General features: G+C 46.6%; 15 protein-coding genes. 5 read left to right on the top strand and 10 right to left on the bottom strand.

Going from position 1 to position 13813, the window contains the following annotated elements; all coding sequences use genetic code 11:
* Nucleotides 1–836: 836 nt before the first annotated feature.
* Nucleotides 837–1493 carry a hypothetical protein gene (locus BLP91_RS02260; RefSeq protein ID WP_091566249.1) on the bottom strand — a complete coding sequence of 219 codons (657 nt, stop codon included), beginning with the start codon at nucleotides 1491–1493 and terminating at the stop codon, nucleotides 837–839.
* A 331-nt stretch (nucleotides 1494–1824) separates the two neighbouring features.
* Between BLP91_RS02260 and hfq the strand changes: the two genes are divergently transcribed.
* Nucleotides 1825–2073, top strand: a complete 249-nt coding sequence (gene hfq / locus BLP91_RS02255) for an RNA chaperone Hfq (protein ID WP_245661995.1) — start codon at nucleotides 1825–1827, stop codon at nucleotides 2071–2073.
* 1154 nt (nucleotides 2074–3227) lie between these two features.
* On the opposite strand, the gene BLP91_RS02250 is transcribed toward hfq, so the two are convergent.
* Both BLP91_RS02250 and BLP91_RS02245 read right to left on the bottom strand, forming a co-directional pair.
* On the bottom strand, nucleotides 3228–3710 hold the full coding sequence (locus tag BLP91_RS02250) for a LysE family transporter (RefSeq protein ID WP_091566245.1): 483 nt from the start codon (nucleotides 3708–3710) through the stop codon (nucleotides 3228–3230).
* Nucleotides 3710–4429, bottom strand: a complete 720-nt coding sequence (locus tag BLP91_RS02245; protein WP_342670262.1) for a YqcI/YcgG family protein — start codon at nucleotides 4427–4429, stop codon at nucleotides 3710–3712. Before BLP91_RS02245 ends, BLP91_RS02250 begins: the two co-directional genes overlap by 1 nt.
* 503 nt (nucleotides 4430–4932) lie before the next feature.
* Between BLP91_RS02245 and BLP91_RS02240 the strand changes: the two genes are divergently transcribed.
* The gene (locus tag BLP91_RS02240; protein WP_091566240.1) at nucleotides 4933–5532 is read left to right on the top strand and encodes a hypothetical protein; all 600 of its coding nucleotides are present in this window, start codon (nucleotides 4933–4935) and stop codon (nucleotides 5530–5532) included.
* Between the two features lie 309 nt (nucleotides 5533–5841).
* A complete protein-coding gene (locus tag BLP91_RS02235; protein ID WP_091566238.1) occupies nucleotides 5842–6171 on the top strand; it encodes a hypothetical protein in 330 nt (109 codons plus the stop codon).
* A gap of 383 nt (nucleotides 6172–6554) precedes the next feature.
* Here the strand turns inward: BLP91_RS02235 and BLP91_RS02230 are convergent, their stop codons facing one another.
* Complete coding sequence (locus BLP91_RS02230; protein ID WP_091566236.1) at nucleotides 6555–6869, bottom strand: hypothetical protein; 315 nt, start codon at nucleotides 6867–6869, stop codon at nucleotides 6555–6557.
* Between the two features lie 499 nt (nucleotides 6870–7368).
* Here BLP91_RS02230 and BLP91_RS02225 point away from each other — a divergent pair, with 499 nt between their 5' ends.
* Nucleotides 7369–7722 carry a four-helix bundle copper-binding protein gene (locus BLP91_RS02225; protein WP_342670260.1) on the top strand — a complete coding sequence of 118 codons (354 nt, stop codon included), beginning with the start codon at nucleotides 7369–7371 and terminating at the stop codon, nucleotides 7720–7722.
* 91 nt (nucleotides 7723–7813) lie between these two features.
* Here BLP91_RS02225 and BLP91_RS02220 read toward each other — a convergent pair whose 3' ends face one another.
* The 4 genes from BLP91_RS02220 to BLP91_RS02205 all read right to left on the bottom strand — a co-directional run bounded on the left by BLP91_RS02220 (nucleotide 7814) and on the right by BLP91_RS02205 (nucleotide 11917).
* Nucleotides 7814–9076: a cell wall-binding repeat-containing protein gene (locus BLP91_RS02220; protein ID WP_176757773.1), complete on the bottom strand. Its 1263-nt coding sequence runs from the start codon at nucleotides 9074–9076 to the stop codon at nucleotides 7814–7816.
* A gap of 43 nt (nucleotides 9077–9119) precedes the next feature.
* Nucleotides 9120–10241 (bottom strand): sensor histidine kinase, encoded by a 1122-nt coding sequence (locus tag BLP91_RS02215; RefSeq protein ID WP_091566230.1) that lies wholly within the window; start codon nucleotides 10239–10241, stop codon nucleotides 9120–9122.
* Nucleotides 10238–10927 carry a response regulator transcription factor gene (locus BLP91_RS02210; protein ID WP_091566228.1) on the bottom strand — a complete coding sequence of 230 codons (690 nt, stop codon included), beginning with the start codon at nucleotides 10925–10927 and terminating at the stop codon, nucleotides 10238–10240. The genes BLP91_RS02215 and BLP91_RS02210 overlap by 4 nt, the downstream gene beginning before the upstream one ends.
* Nucleotides 10928–11026: 99 nt before the next feature.
* Complete coding sequence (locus tag BLP91_RS02205; protein WP_091566225.1) at nucleotides 11027–11917, bottom strand: tyrosine-type recombinase/integrase; 891 nt, start codon at nucleotides 11915–11917, stop codon at nucleotides 11027–11029.
* 440 nt (nucleotides 11918–12357) lie between these two features.
* On the opposite strand from BLP91_RS02205, the gene BLP91_RS02200 reads away from it, so the two are divergent.
* Complete coding sequence (locus tag BLP91_RS02200; RefSeq protein WP_091566222.1) at nucleotides 12358–12777, top strand: CHRD domain-containing protein; 420 nt, start codon at nucleotides 12358–12360, stop codon at nucleotides 12775–12777.
* Here BLP91_RS02200 and BLP91_RS02195 read toward each other — a convergent pair whose 3' ends face one another.
* Complete coding sequence (locus BLP91_RS02195; RefSeq protein WP_091566219.1) at nucleotides 12778–13047, bottom strand: hypothetical protein; 270 nt, start codon at nucleotides 13045–13047, stop codon at nucleotides 12778–12780.
* Nucleotides 13048–13259: 212 nt separating this feature from the next.
* Nucleotides 13260–13658 (bottom strand): hypothetical protein, encoded by a 399-nt coding sequence (locus BLP91_RS02190; protein ID WP_091566216.1) that lies wholly within the window; start codon nucleotides 13656–13658, stop codon nucleotides 13260–13262.
* Nucleotides 13659–13813 lie beyond the last annotated feature (155 nt).

The following is a 13813-nucleotide window of genomic DNA, read 5'->3' as shown; positions in this document are numbered from 1 at the left end:
CTTCTTTGTTCATGATTTTTGTGGTTTTGAATCCCAGTTCGTTCCACCTGGGAGGAAGTTTGGCTCCTGCCCTTCTGAAGGTATTGGATGTCCTTTCCGAAGTCCGTCATGATGATGACCCCCTGGGTGGGAATGAAATTACCAAAAAAACAAAAAGCCCAATCCATTCTCTTCATCGTCCTGCGGCGGGGAATCCCCCTCTTCCCGGTGGGACGATTCGCTGTCATTCGGATGGGTTTCCTTCGGTTCCCCGGACGCAGTATGGACCTCTTCCGAATCGAAAGAAGCCCCTCCCGTGCCAGAAGAACGGTTCCGGGTCTGAGTTGAATCCTTTCGGATTCCATCTGAACCGACGGCCCCGTTGCTATCTGCGGAAGCCGTGTTGTTTTCCTTATTTTTTTTCGTCGAGGGATCCTTTTGAGATCCGTCTTGGCGTTCGTCTGCTATTTCCGGATCCGGGTCCTTCGAGCCGGGTCCCTCCTTCCATTCCGGAGGAATGTCTTTAGAGACTGTCCTTGCCGTAAAAGAGGATGGAGGGGAATCTTCTGCTGTACTCATTGGCGGGGAGTCGTTTGAAAAAAACCATCCCCCTCCAACCCCCAACAGGACCCCGACGGGAAGAAGGACCATGATCAGTGTCAGTTTTTTAACTGATCCCTTTCGTTTTTGCCTTTGGAGTCGCCGAGTTTGACTTCGGCTGGGTAATCCTGATAAAAAATCGACAGCGTCCGCCCGTCCTTGGGGTGTTCTCCTCCCTCCCCCGCTTTGGGTACGCATGGGTACCCTCCTCCTTTTCAAAAGCAAGGGAGCCTTTCGGCTCCCTCATCGTGCAGTTTTTAGTTTTGGGATACGCCCCGGAACTTCCAGAAAGCGGCACCCGCCAACAACAACAGGGAGCCGATCAGCAATTGAGTGGGTTGGTCGGTAGCGGTTTTCGGCATTTTTCCGCCTTTGGGATTGTCAATTTTGTCTTCCGGAGATTGCTGACCATCGTTCGGTTGATCCCCGGGCTGTTGATCGGGGGTGTCTCCAGGCTGATCATCAGGATTGTCTCCCGGTTGATTTCCCGGTTTGTCACCGGAGTTGCCGTCATTGTCCTTTTCACATTCCCCGTATTTCAGAATGTGCTTTTCATTCAGGGATTTCCCCGGAGTGGCAACGTACAGGGTGAAGCATTCAGAAACGCTCACTTTCTGACCCGCCACCTCACCTTCAAAGGTGATGGTTCCTTGATAGGTCTTCCCTTCTTCCAGTCCGTCAAGGGTGGCTTTTACATTCGGGGTGTTTTGTTCGAGAACAATCGGGTTTTGCCCGTGAATATGGATGGTGGTTTTCCCTTTAATCTGACTGGCACTGGCGTTCAGATGTCCTTTCAAGAGATGATTGCCTTCGGCGAAGGTCAGTTTCCAATCCAACGGTTTTTCGGCATAAGCTGACGGCGCCATCAGCGCGAACAAAAGTGCAAATGCCATTACCACAGTGGTCAATCGCATGTAGGGAGGCCCCTTTCTGTGATGAAATTTTGACGAGTCGTAATAAAAATGTAAAACAACCACGCTAACAGTTTGTATTAGATAGAGGATGTAATTTTTCATTAAACTATTAGAGTAGTAAAATCCATCTTTTCACATCAACAAAAAACTGCCTGAACAAAAGGACAATGAAGAACCCACCCGAGGGTAACCCTTCCCTCTGCCCTCAAAAAAATTTTTCGTCGCTCAGACGGCCGCCTAGCCCCCTGTTTAAGGCCGATACGAGCCGGAGACCTATTCCAAAACCATTCGGAACGAATCAACTTATTCAGTATGCTAAGGAGGTCTCATCGTGGGGAAAGTCAATATCCAGGATCGTTTTTTGGATCATTTGCGCAAACAACAAACACCGGTAACGGTGTTTTTGACCAACGGAGTTCAAATTCGGGGGGCAATTGAAGGGCATGATCAATACACGATTTATTTGAACACCAAAAGCGGTCCGCCTCGGATGTTGTACAAACAATTTGTATCCACTATTGTGCCATCAAAGCCTGTCAATTTGTCTCCACCAAAAAATGATTTCTCTTCTACGGAATAGGTCTACACAAAAAAGGCACCCCATGGGTGCCTGAGGTTAATGACAAACCCCAGCGAACCAAAAGGAATTTGGTCCGCTGGGGTTTGTCATTAACCTCAACCGCCATTTGGCGGTTTTTTGTTTGGAGTTTCCCTTGTAGCCAATTGTGCAGAGGATTTTAAAAGAAGCTGCAAGGCTTTGGAGATGCCTTCTCCCGTGGCGTATTGGCCCGTTTCTTCCCGGGATCATAGACTCCTCAAAACAAAGACCGTGTCCACCTTAGGATCCAACTCCGACAACCGGAGCAGGAAGCTCTCCCCGAGGAGCCGGGCAAGGAAGCGTATTCGCTGGTGCTTCGCTAGTTAGGTTGGTTGAAATGGAGGATGCTAAAAGCATATGTGGGATGACGACAGTCCTTATTAGTTAGTTTTGATTCCTAAAAGGACTCATCCAGCATTCATGAGAAGGATCCCTTCCGGTTTTGTTATAGAACGATAACCGCCCGGTATGTTAGAATGAAATTGCGCTACTCTACTCTGCGACGTGTCCGATCTCCATCGGCGCGTCGCGCTTGGGCATTCATAGATGAGCCTCACCTTTCTCCTTTAAACTGGGCGGTTGTGTTATACGGGTGTTCTTTTTGTGGCATGTTGGTCCCCTCCGGCATGTCACTTTTCTTTGGAATCACGGAATAGGTCTACACAAGAAAGACACCAAAATAAGCACAATACAGATCATCTCGTTATAGTATTGTGAATTATCAAGCAAATTCACCAGGTGGAGATTTTACCAGTGCCTTCACAGTCAGTATTACTTCCCGTAGAACCACATTGCATGTGTAAAACCCAGTAACCGTCGATTCCAGCATACTGTGAGATAACTCTTCCTTGTCCAGGTGTAGCTGTATATGTCTTAGATTTTACGCCGTAGGAATTTTGCCACCAAAAATAGATGGTATGCTTACTGGTTGCACTGTTACTCACTCTAACCTCAAAATCATAACCATCACTGCTGTCGGCATTAACCCAAAGAGGGTTCGTACCATTGATGTAAAAAAGAGCCCTCTCTAAAGGGCTCTTTTTTTCTAATAAAGCACTGCCTCGTACGCATTAATCCGTCCGTGTTCCCAATAGGTTCCCTTACCGACCGGCTCGGCTGTGAGCTGAATAGCCTTTTCAATGTTTAGCTGGGATCGACCTTGTGATTTCAGCAAGGCGGCCAATCCTGACAACGGATTCCACAGTTGAAGCTAATACCGAGCCATATATTCCAATCCAGAATATGATGTTCTGCGGATTGGATATCGCAATGAGAAAGCCTGAAATAAACGCTTTAGATTGTTTATGATTCGAATTTTTTTGAACATAAACTTTAGCATCCTTAAATGCTTCTTTAATGCTCTCATAACCCAGATATAGGAGAACAAAAAAGCCAACAGTCCATAAAATGAGCTTAGCTGCTGGGGAGGTTAATTGTGATGCAACTCCAAAGTAGATTAAAAGCATTAAAAGCACATCAGCTGACATACCACCAATGCCCACTAACCAAGAATGGATAAAACCATGTTTCATCCCCCTTTTGATCATCTCAACTGTAATCGCTCCAATCGGTACGGAAAGGGACAACCCCAACAAAACAAAGCTAAAAAATGTACCCATTAATCTCCCTTCTTTCTAGTGAAAGGACATCGAACAACACTTTCTTCATTGGTATCTGGAAGTACATATTGCATCCACTCCCTTGTCTGTTCAGTTCCGTAGTCTCCAATATCTGGATGTGGGGGGATCAAATCATACTGCTTTAACCGCTCCCGGATAACCCTCCTTACCTGCTGTCCCTTTTTTGTATCTCCGGTAATATCGTCAAGTGTACCACGAGGTTGCATTGTAATTTCAAGCGCATAGGGTGTGTAACGGCTTTTTCTTGCTGAGTAAAAGGGAGCTCGCGCTACCACAAAAATGGGTTCTCCTGCAAAACAAAACTCCCACTTAGGGTCTTCCGGGTTCTGGGGTATATCGGAAGGCCAAGATACGGGATCATGATCAGCTAAATACTGAAGAACATGCCAGAATTGATTTTTGTAGTCCTCAGCTTGGAGGTTATGACTAGATGGTTTGAAAAAGGTAACCAAGGTCGTTCTTTTTCCTATACTCCGATAATTCCCGATATACTGATATAGACCATTCCTTAACCGATCTAATTCATGATTGTCATAAGGAGAGTCAATAAATATGTATCTTGCCAGTCCTTTTTTTTCTGCTTCTACGGCGAAATAGCAGGGGAATGGCGAACTTTCATCAAGGATGTTTTCTTGGAATTTATCATAACTTTTAGATCTCCAATCTTCCTTTCCATGGTGCTCAATCAATCTTTTAATTTGCTTTTGATCAAGAAGATCCTCATTTTTCGTAATTTCTATTTTCGTTCCCCCTTTAGTATGAATATAACATTATCAAACAATATTGAAAAAATAAATATTTACTCTCACCTGAGAGGAAATTGCTTTCAATAGTCTTGTATTCGTTCTTTTTTTATTTTTCATTGAATATCAAAGCAATTTAAAAATCTTTTTAGCAAGCGTTCGCCCTCACGAGCCACCAACTGATATGGGATGTTTTTAGGTTATCGGGCTGGGAAGATAATGCCCTCTCAGCTGAAGAGAAACGATCCTGAGAGAGTTTTTATGGAATCTACTTTGCCCCTGGCCCCTGGTGACAGCTTCGCTGGTATTATCCCTACTAAGGGGAATCATTTTGGTGAATGGCCAACGGATTCTAGAAACAAATTTAATGTTTGATTTATTCCGCAGTTAAAAGTACTTGTAATAGGGTGGTAATAAAGGATAATATATACGAGTGTGGAAAAAGAGGAGGTAATTTGATGAAAATGATACGTAATTTATTTTTAACTTTGACTGCTGTAGCAGGAGTTTTCACTTTTGTTTTCGGTTTTAAAGGAGAAACAAAAGCAGCTAGTTCAGCATCAAGTTCTATTCATAAACTAAAAATTGACACGGTCGACGGAGTAAAATATTCACCTGACAAACATAAACAAATTGTTGGAATTGTAATCGAAATAAACGATCAAGGAGAAAGGATACTTGGCTTCTCAACTCAACAAAAGTTTGAAGCATACCACCAAAAAACGAAAAAGCTTTTGTCCAACAACACATCACCAGTAGATTCATTAGCGAAATATAATTACTTTTATGAGCATACTTCTAATAAGGGATACGGGAATTTTATACAGTTGGAGTCAGGGAAAAGTAACAGCAGTTTAAGTACTGGTTGGAACGATAGAATTTCTGCTGTAGGTGTAGCACCTGAATCTTGGGTCCGGTTATTTAAAGATAGTAATTATCGAGGTACTTGGATCCAAATAAACAACACAGCGTTAAGTGGATATAAATATAAAAACTTAACTGATTTTTCAGGCTGGAACGACCAAACCTCATCTATCCAAACCGGTAACTATAACTAAATTAAAATGAGTTCATCAAAAAGGAACCTTAAAACAAAAGGTTCCTTTTTGATGAAAGATATCTTTATTTTCGAAGGCGCGTAATGCAGCCATATCAAGGGATACACCTCCCGATTTGATGCCGCTACCCGTTCCATCTTATTTACGGTGGTCCCATTGGTTGCATTCAAAGACCGCTGATCGAGCTCCTGTAATCGTACTGTCTCATTTAGGTACAGTCAAATGAGACAAAACGAGAACCTTGATTTTTCGGACGTTATAATGTCTCATATGAGTGTTTTAAAAATAAACGTGGGAGGAAACAGGATTTTGACAATCCGAGGGTACGAGAGAACTCAAGGGACAAGGCCTAAGACGGTGAAAATTGAGATGTGGCTTCGGGTGGAAAACAACAACAAATATGTACGAGGTAAGAAAAAAGTGAGGGAATCCATCGAGCAGTTTTTAAGATGCGAATATAACCTACGTCAGGCGCATTCGAAAAGCTGGGAATATGAATTCGATGTGACTTATACCACCGTTGAAGAATTAGAAAAAACAGTAGATGACATCATAAATACCATGAGCTTTGAAGCGGATCTAAGAAATTGTTTTATTGAGTTTGATATGCGTTGCGATGAGTTGGATTTGACCTGGTGAAACTATAACGGTCTTGCACTAACCGCCCCTCCTTCCGACAGCCGGACATACGAAAGTAGGAAAAATAAATTTGATCCATTGGTTGATTGTTTAAATGGCTAGTGTTTTGTACGATAACAACAGATCAAGGCCAAAAGATGTTCCTGTTTCTTTACTTACCTCCTTATATGCTTACCGCTTACCCCGTTTCCCAGCCCGTGACATGACACGGGCTGTTTTAAGTTATTAACTGCACTGGAAAACGCCTCAACAAAATAGCATACCCACCAAAAATTTGTATAAGAATGATAGCAAACCGGTCTTTCTTACAAAAACCTGCTTTACCAGGTTTTTTTCTGATGGAAAGGCGATCGAAGCTGTCACAAGAAGTAAAAATGCCGGGCTTAATTCCCGGCATTTGCCACCTTTCTCTGTAACCGCTCAATCCGTGCTTCCACATCCAACAATCGCCGGTTCATCGCCGATCCAAAATCCTGCTGCTCCTCTATGGCCTGGCGGATCTCTTTTAAGAGAGCCACGACATCATCAGCCTGACCTTTCTCCAACCACCCCAACCGCTGTCTTACTTCCTTCAAGGCTTCATCTAACTGGTCGATCCTTTGATTGATCTTCTCAAATTGCCGGTTCACTGACTGGAACCCTTCATCTATTCTGTGTTCAATCTGCTCCAATGCGACCAATATCTTCTCTTCTGCCAATCCGTCTCCCCCCTCACCAATTCCATTATATCACTGGAAGTCTCATTTTGGTCTGTATAGCGTATACAGTCTATTACGCTTGTGAAGGGGATATAACGTTACATAAAAATAGATATCTTGTTACGTTGCACTTTCTATGCAAAAACTGCCCTCTCCCCTGCTATACCAAGGGTTTTGGGCGGTTTTTTAGTCATTTCACAAAACATCCTCCCTGTTACGTTTCCAATTCATTTTTTATGCAAAACCGGAGAAATACTTTGCCCTGACTGGGATTGCAGCGTTTTTAGAGGGGAAAGGTCCAGTCCCAAGTGTTGCCTTGTCGAATGCATAAAAAAGGGGGGATTTATGCACTTTGAGGACTGCTAAACCCAACCCACCTACTTAAAACACAAACTCGATCATACGTCAATGGAATTGGACCCAATTGTTTAAGGTGTAGGGTGTCCGAATAAATGCAGACCGCTTAACAAATCTTACCGGATGAAAAGAAAGGAGGTGGATGATAATGCCTACCGTTGTGAATACAAATGTGCAACAATACCAATCCTGTATCGATATATGTAACCGTTGCATGCAGGTGTGCGAAGAATGCCTGACTTCGTGCTTAAATGAACCGGACGTACAAGCCCGGATCCATTGCATTCAGGCACTCAGGGATTGTGCCGAGATTTGCTCCATGGCTTCCCGGTATATGTCTCGAAACAGTATGTACACCAAACAAATCTGTAATGTATGTGCGATGATCTGTGAAGCGTGCGCACAGGAATGTTCCAAATTCAAAGACGAGCATTGCCAAAAATGCGCAAATGTCTGTCGGCAATGTGCGGATGAATGCAGAAAAATGGCTGCTTGACCCCTTTGGCCTAAAAAACCCCAGTCCCTACCTTCAGAAAGGGACTGGGGTTTTTTGTGCTGGCTGACTTTTTTAAAGGGGTTTCCTGAAATCAATGCCCGCCGTGGCCTCCGCCGTTTACAGGTGTGATCTCTAGCATCTGGTCAATCATTCCTTGCGTGGTAAAGGAGATCGTTTTTTCAGAACCGATGACGAACGCATGGTTGTATGGTCCGACGGTGGGGTCGTCCTTGAATGTGGGCTGCAAGCTCATCAGATACTTGTGCATAGGTTCAGACAGCGTTCCCTTGTCCAACAGAAGAATCGGGGCGTGTTTTCCCATGTGGGAGAAGGGTGCGCTCGCAATCGCCGATTCCACGTTGTCCGTGCGGTTAAAGGTTAGGCCGTGACCGGGTTCGGTGATCCCCCAGCCGAATTTCGTTGATTTGTCCTTATATTTGGCAAATGCAATGGCGTTCTCTTCCGGGGTTTTGCCACTGATGCGTTTTACCTTACCGTATTGATCTAGCTCTTTTTCCACAGAAGCGGAGACAACGGATTTTGGGCCGAGGATGTAGATATTAGCCTTGTTTTTCCGTTTTTTTAACGCATCGATCGTTTCTTTGGGGACGTTGTCTTTGCCGACAAACAGCAGTGGTTCCGGCATATGGGCGATCCAGTTGGTCGCGGGCAGGGTGTACTCCGGTACGTCCATGGAGCCGACGATCACGCTCTGCGGAAGGTCACCGCTCGTCTTGGCATAATAAGCATCCAACTTGGCAGCAGTGTCTGCAGGGTTTACCCCTCGCACAGTATCCACCTTCATCCCCTGATCCTCCAACTGTTTACGGACACTGTCAGAAAAATCGCCGACCAATATGACTTGGATCCCGTGGTTCTTCTCACTTCCTTTAGGGTTGAGTCGTTTTAACTCATCCATGGTTTCCTTGGGGATACTATTCTTACTTGCATAGAGCAATGGCCCGTTGTTGGGATGGTGAACCAGGGTGACTGCGGGGAGATTCGTTTTCCAGTCATCCTTTACCCCGAGCAGTACAGTACCCGGTCGGTTGCCTTCATGGGATGCGGGCCAAATCATTTGGGACGTTTCCACGGCAACCTTAACGGGATCGTCCTGATCTATACGGGTGACGTTCTTAGTGTCCATGTTTAGGCGGTTTTGATCGCCGGCTTTGTTTACTTTCTGATTCATCATGGACATGCCACCCATATTTGAGGATCCTTCTTTTTTCATGTCCCCGTGATTCATATCTCCGTGGTCCATGTTCCCGTTGTTTCCGGCCATGGAACACCCGGTAAATATCAAGGTGAGGATTAGCATCGTACCTATGGCTATGTGAGTTTGCTTTCTCATGACAAATACCTCTCTCCTATCCGTGATAGGACTATGGTATCCGTCACTTATGAGAAAATGATGAAGAATTTTTGGGTGGCCGCAAATTACTGTGTTCACTTGGAACGCGGACATGGATAGTGGTCCCTGTTCCGGGTTCGCTTTCAATCCGGATAGTCCCTCCGTGGGATTCCACCAGCTTTTTTGCAATGGTAAGGCCGATCCCGCTTTCACCGGATTGCCGGTTACGCGAATGGTCCACCCGATAAAATCGCTCAAAAACCCGTTGGAGTTCTTCCCGGGGGATCCCTTTCCCGGTATCTTGGACGGTCAGGATCGCCTCTGGCCCCTGCCGCTTGGTTCGCACCGTAACCACCCCACCTTGTGGAGTGAATTTAAGGGCATTAGAGAGTAGGTTAACCAGCACTTGGGCCATCCGCCGGCGATCCACGAATGCATGAACCGGACCGGCGTTCTCCGATTTCAACGTAACGCCTTTTCGATCAAAGGAAGTGCGCATATTGACAAGCGTCTGTTCCACGATGTCAGAGAGGTCTTCCTCCCTTTGTTCCAGTACGAACTCCGGTGATTCGAGCAAGGTCAACTGCTGCATGTCCCCCACTAGTCCAATTAGACGGTCGATCTCATCAGTGACTGCACGGAGGCGCTCGGGTGTGGGTTGCCAGATTCCGTCTTCGAAGGCCTCCATGTGGCTTTTCAGTGTAGCCAGGGGCGTCCTTAGTTCATGAGCCACATCGGAGGTCATTTGCCGGCGAAGGTGTTCCTGGCGTTCCAATTGCTCGGTCAGGTGATTCATGGCTTGTCCTAATTCAGCCAACTCGTCCTGTCCATGTACGGGCACTCGGGTTTGAAGATTCCCTTCGGTGATTGCCTCGGCGCTCTTCCTCATGATGACCAGGGGAGAGGTGATTCGACGTGCCACCAACCAACTGAGGACGATCGCTAACACCACCGCTCCCAATGCGGTCCACAATGTAGACTGGATCAGCGCTTGCTCAAAATGATAATTGAGTCCCCGCACCGAACCCGAGTCTGGGAATTGATGCTGATACATGGAAAAGTGGTAGTGGGTTTCCAAAATGAAGATGATGGTAGCCACCAGGACGACACCGGTCGCTACCCCAATGAATGCCGCCGTCAGCCGGAACTGAAGTTTGCGGTTCATGATCTCCCCCCCTCGAACCGGTATCCAACACCAAACACGGTTTGGAGATACGTCGGTTTTTTAGGGTCGGTTTCCACTTTGTTCCGCAAGTTTTTTATATGTTGGTCGATTGTCCGTTCATCCCCGGAATAATCCAATCCAAACAGTTTTTCTACCAGCTCTCCCCGCGAGAAAGGCCGGCCCGGGTTGCGAGCGAGGATCTGAATGAGCCGGTACTCGATAGGGGTTAGGTGGACCGGTTGACCTGCCTTACAGACGGTCTTTGTTCGGGTATCCACAACCAGGTCTCCATCGTTATAGGAAATTCGCTCGGCAAGTAAATCATTGGCGGAACGGCGCAGGATAGCTTGAACGCGGGCGACAATTTCACGGGGGCTGAAGGGCTTGATGACGTAATCGTCTGCTCCGATGGAAAGCCCCTCTAGTCGATGTCGTTCTTCCACCTTCGCGGTCAACATCAGGATGGGTACAGCGGATTGTCGACGAATTTCTCTGCAAACCTCTTCTCCAGAATAGTCCGGAAGCATCAGGTCCAAAATGATGAAATCCACCGCTTCTTTGCGATGGATATCAAGCGCTTCTTTTCCTGTTCCTGCTTCCAGAGTACGATATCCAGCATGGACAAGGTACGAGGAGAGTACTTCACGAATCTTTTGTTCGTCATCAACAATCAGGATGGTTTTCATAGGTATCACTCACATGAAAAGATTCTCATTCCTTATCCTACAACAAGAGCTCTAGAATGTAGATTCTAGGGCTGTTATGTGTGAACAAGGATTTACTTTTTATTCCTTGGACTCCGAAATGCTGTCCACTGCTTTTCGTAAATCATGCTCACTTGGGGTAATGTATCTACGGGTTGTCTCCAAGATTTCATGCCCTGCCAATTGCGCCACCACTTGCAGGGGTTGGCCGGCATCGATCAGGTTTCGGCAAAAGGAGTGGCGAAGGGAATGCGCTGAATAGTCCGCCAACCCCAGCTGATCAAGAAACTTGCGAATTAAATAATGCATCCCTTGGCGGGTCATCCGCTCCTTCCCCCGCTCAGATAACAGCCACGCAGGAGAATCGGTCTCCCCTCTCATCTTCCCCCATTCTTCCATTGCCCGTTTGAGGTCGGGATTCATCAGTGCCACCCGGTACTTTCCGCCTTTCCCCGATCGAACCACCAAAGTGCCGCGTTCCAGATCGACGTCCTCCGCATCCAGGTCGACCACTTCAGAAATCCGGAGACCGGCCTGCAGCATCAACTGAACCATGGCCAGGTTGCGGGTTCGCTTCCATGGGTTCGTTTCTTTTCTTACCAGGTGCAGAAACCGGGCCTGTTGTGGCCGCGTTAACCACCGCGGTGTCTGCCACAAGGAAGAAGCCCGTCGGATCCGGACGAGATCGGTGGGGTTTAGAGTGGAGTGACCGGCCTCGGTCAGAAAACTCCAATAGGTTTTTATCGCGGCAATCCGTTTGTTGATTGTCGACGGGGCCAAGTGCTCCACTGTTTTCATTTGGCTGATCCAATCGTGGAGATCCCGGGCAGTCACTTGGTCGGGATCAAAGGGTTTCCCGGTACTCGCTTCCCACCAGCGTGCGAGTACTCGCACGGTCCGAAGGTATTCCTGTTGTGTGAGTGCCCCTCTGCCCTTTTCCTGCAGCCAGGTCTGAAAGGGTTGTATGTACATCGAACCTCTCCCCTCCCCCATTTTGGAATGAAATTTTGGTTTTCGTTTCAGCTGTTCATGCCGCTATCTACCCTTCTTCGTATTCTGTAAAGCTGAAACTCCCTTGATTTTATCGTATTCTGTAAAGAAAAAACAGCCTTTTTGGGCTGTTTACTTTACAGAATGCATATTCGGTAAAGTTAATCAAAATAAATAAGCGCCATTTGTACTGGCGCAGAACCCATCTTTTCTATATCACGCAATTACAATAATCGATTTTAGCGTGTTAATAGGGGTAGAAGGAGCATCTCAGAGAAAGGGATGGTTAGGGTGCTTGTCGGGCATCACGGGTTTCGACGAGGCGGCTTAGCCAATTTGTTGCGCCATCCACGACCGCTGTTTCCATCCCTTCTTTTCGGTCGTACCTTACAATAACGCGAAAAGAAGGAGGATAAAAAAAGATGCGTAGATTTCGTGCGGTGTTGAGAGGTTCGGAGGAAGTTCCCCCCGTCCGCACCAATGCTAGCGGGACGGCCAATTTTGTATTGAGTCGCAATGGACGGCGGCTTTCTTATGTACTCAGAGTAAACAACATCCGGAGATTCACCCAAGCCCACATCCACTTGGGAGCGCGCGGTGTCAATGGTCCAGTGGTCGCATTTCTGTTCGGTTTGACCACCCCGGGAATCAGTGTCGATCGGGGAGTGGTGAGGGGAACGATCCGGGCCAACGACTTGGTGGGACCGCTTCAGGGGCGAACCCTCGCCGTTCTGGTTCGGCAAATGAGAAGGGGAAATACCTACGTTAACGCACATACGGAACAAAATCCGGATGGGGAGATCCGAGGGCAAATTCGCCGTCGCCGCCGTCGCCGCTGTTGATCAAAGAATGTTTCGAGCTAGTGCCTGCCCATGGTTTTCAATCAAAAGAACATCCTTGAACGCTTTCTTACGGCTACTACTTGGAACCTTGGTCAAGCCAATACGAAGATCCGCTTTCTTTTTGCTATCAAGCCGGTCTTGCTCCACCCTCTGTTGGATGTCAAACCGTTTCTTGGAAAGCCTTACAGAATAGATTGAAATCAGAAATCCCGCAATCCCTAACAAAGCTCCGACTTGTGTTGCTAAGGTAACAATTGCATTCCATGTCATAAATTGCACCTCCTTTTAATCATTCGCAAGAGAATTTCGGTTTGATGTCTTGTCTGATCAAGTGATTGGAGGAATAGAAAGAGGGCAAGGGATTTAACCCCCTTGCCCTCTTAGTTTGACTCAAGTGGATTGTGTCAAGCTCGAACGGATGAGTTGAATCCGGTTTTCTTGCTGATCCCCCTTATCGATTCTCCAAAGTACGCCGGCATCTGTCATTCCAATCCCCAATATCCCCATTTAACCTGGACCACGTCGGAGCGCTCCTGACGAAGCCGATTCAAGATCGGGTGGATGGCGTTGTGTCGGATACCTTTTTCGGTGAGCCTTTGACTGATTTCTTTTGGTTTCAAGGGCTTTCCACTCTCACGCAAAATGTTAACGATGGCCGGCATGACGACGCCTTTCACATTCGTCCGTTTAGCTCGCTTCTGGATTTCTCGGTCTTTGGATGCCTCAATTTCGCTTACCACTTTCCGGTTTTCCTGTTCATCTGCCTGAAAATCCAACTCACGAAGCCGCTCAAGGAGCTGCTTATATTCTAATTGGAGTGCCTGCCGTTCCTGAACGATCTGTTCCATCCGTAATTTAATAGCATCTCTTTCCGTAAACAACTCGGCTTCCCCCTATCCACCAGCTTTCATTTTAAAGGAAAATCTTGTTTCACCGTAGTAAAATAGCTGCTGTAATCCCCGGGATACCCCCTCTATAATCATAATGACTCAAAAATTAAAAACCGAGGGAAACCCTAACCCCTCGGGAGAAAATA

Source organism: Melghirimyces thermohalophilus (assembly GCF_900102685.1).
Classification (GTDB): domain Bacteria; phylum Bacillota; class Bacilli; order Thermoactinomycetales; family DSM-45169; genus Melghirimyces; species Melghirimyces thermohalophilus.
This window is presented reverse-complemented; position numbering and strand designations above follow the sequence as displayed.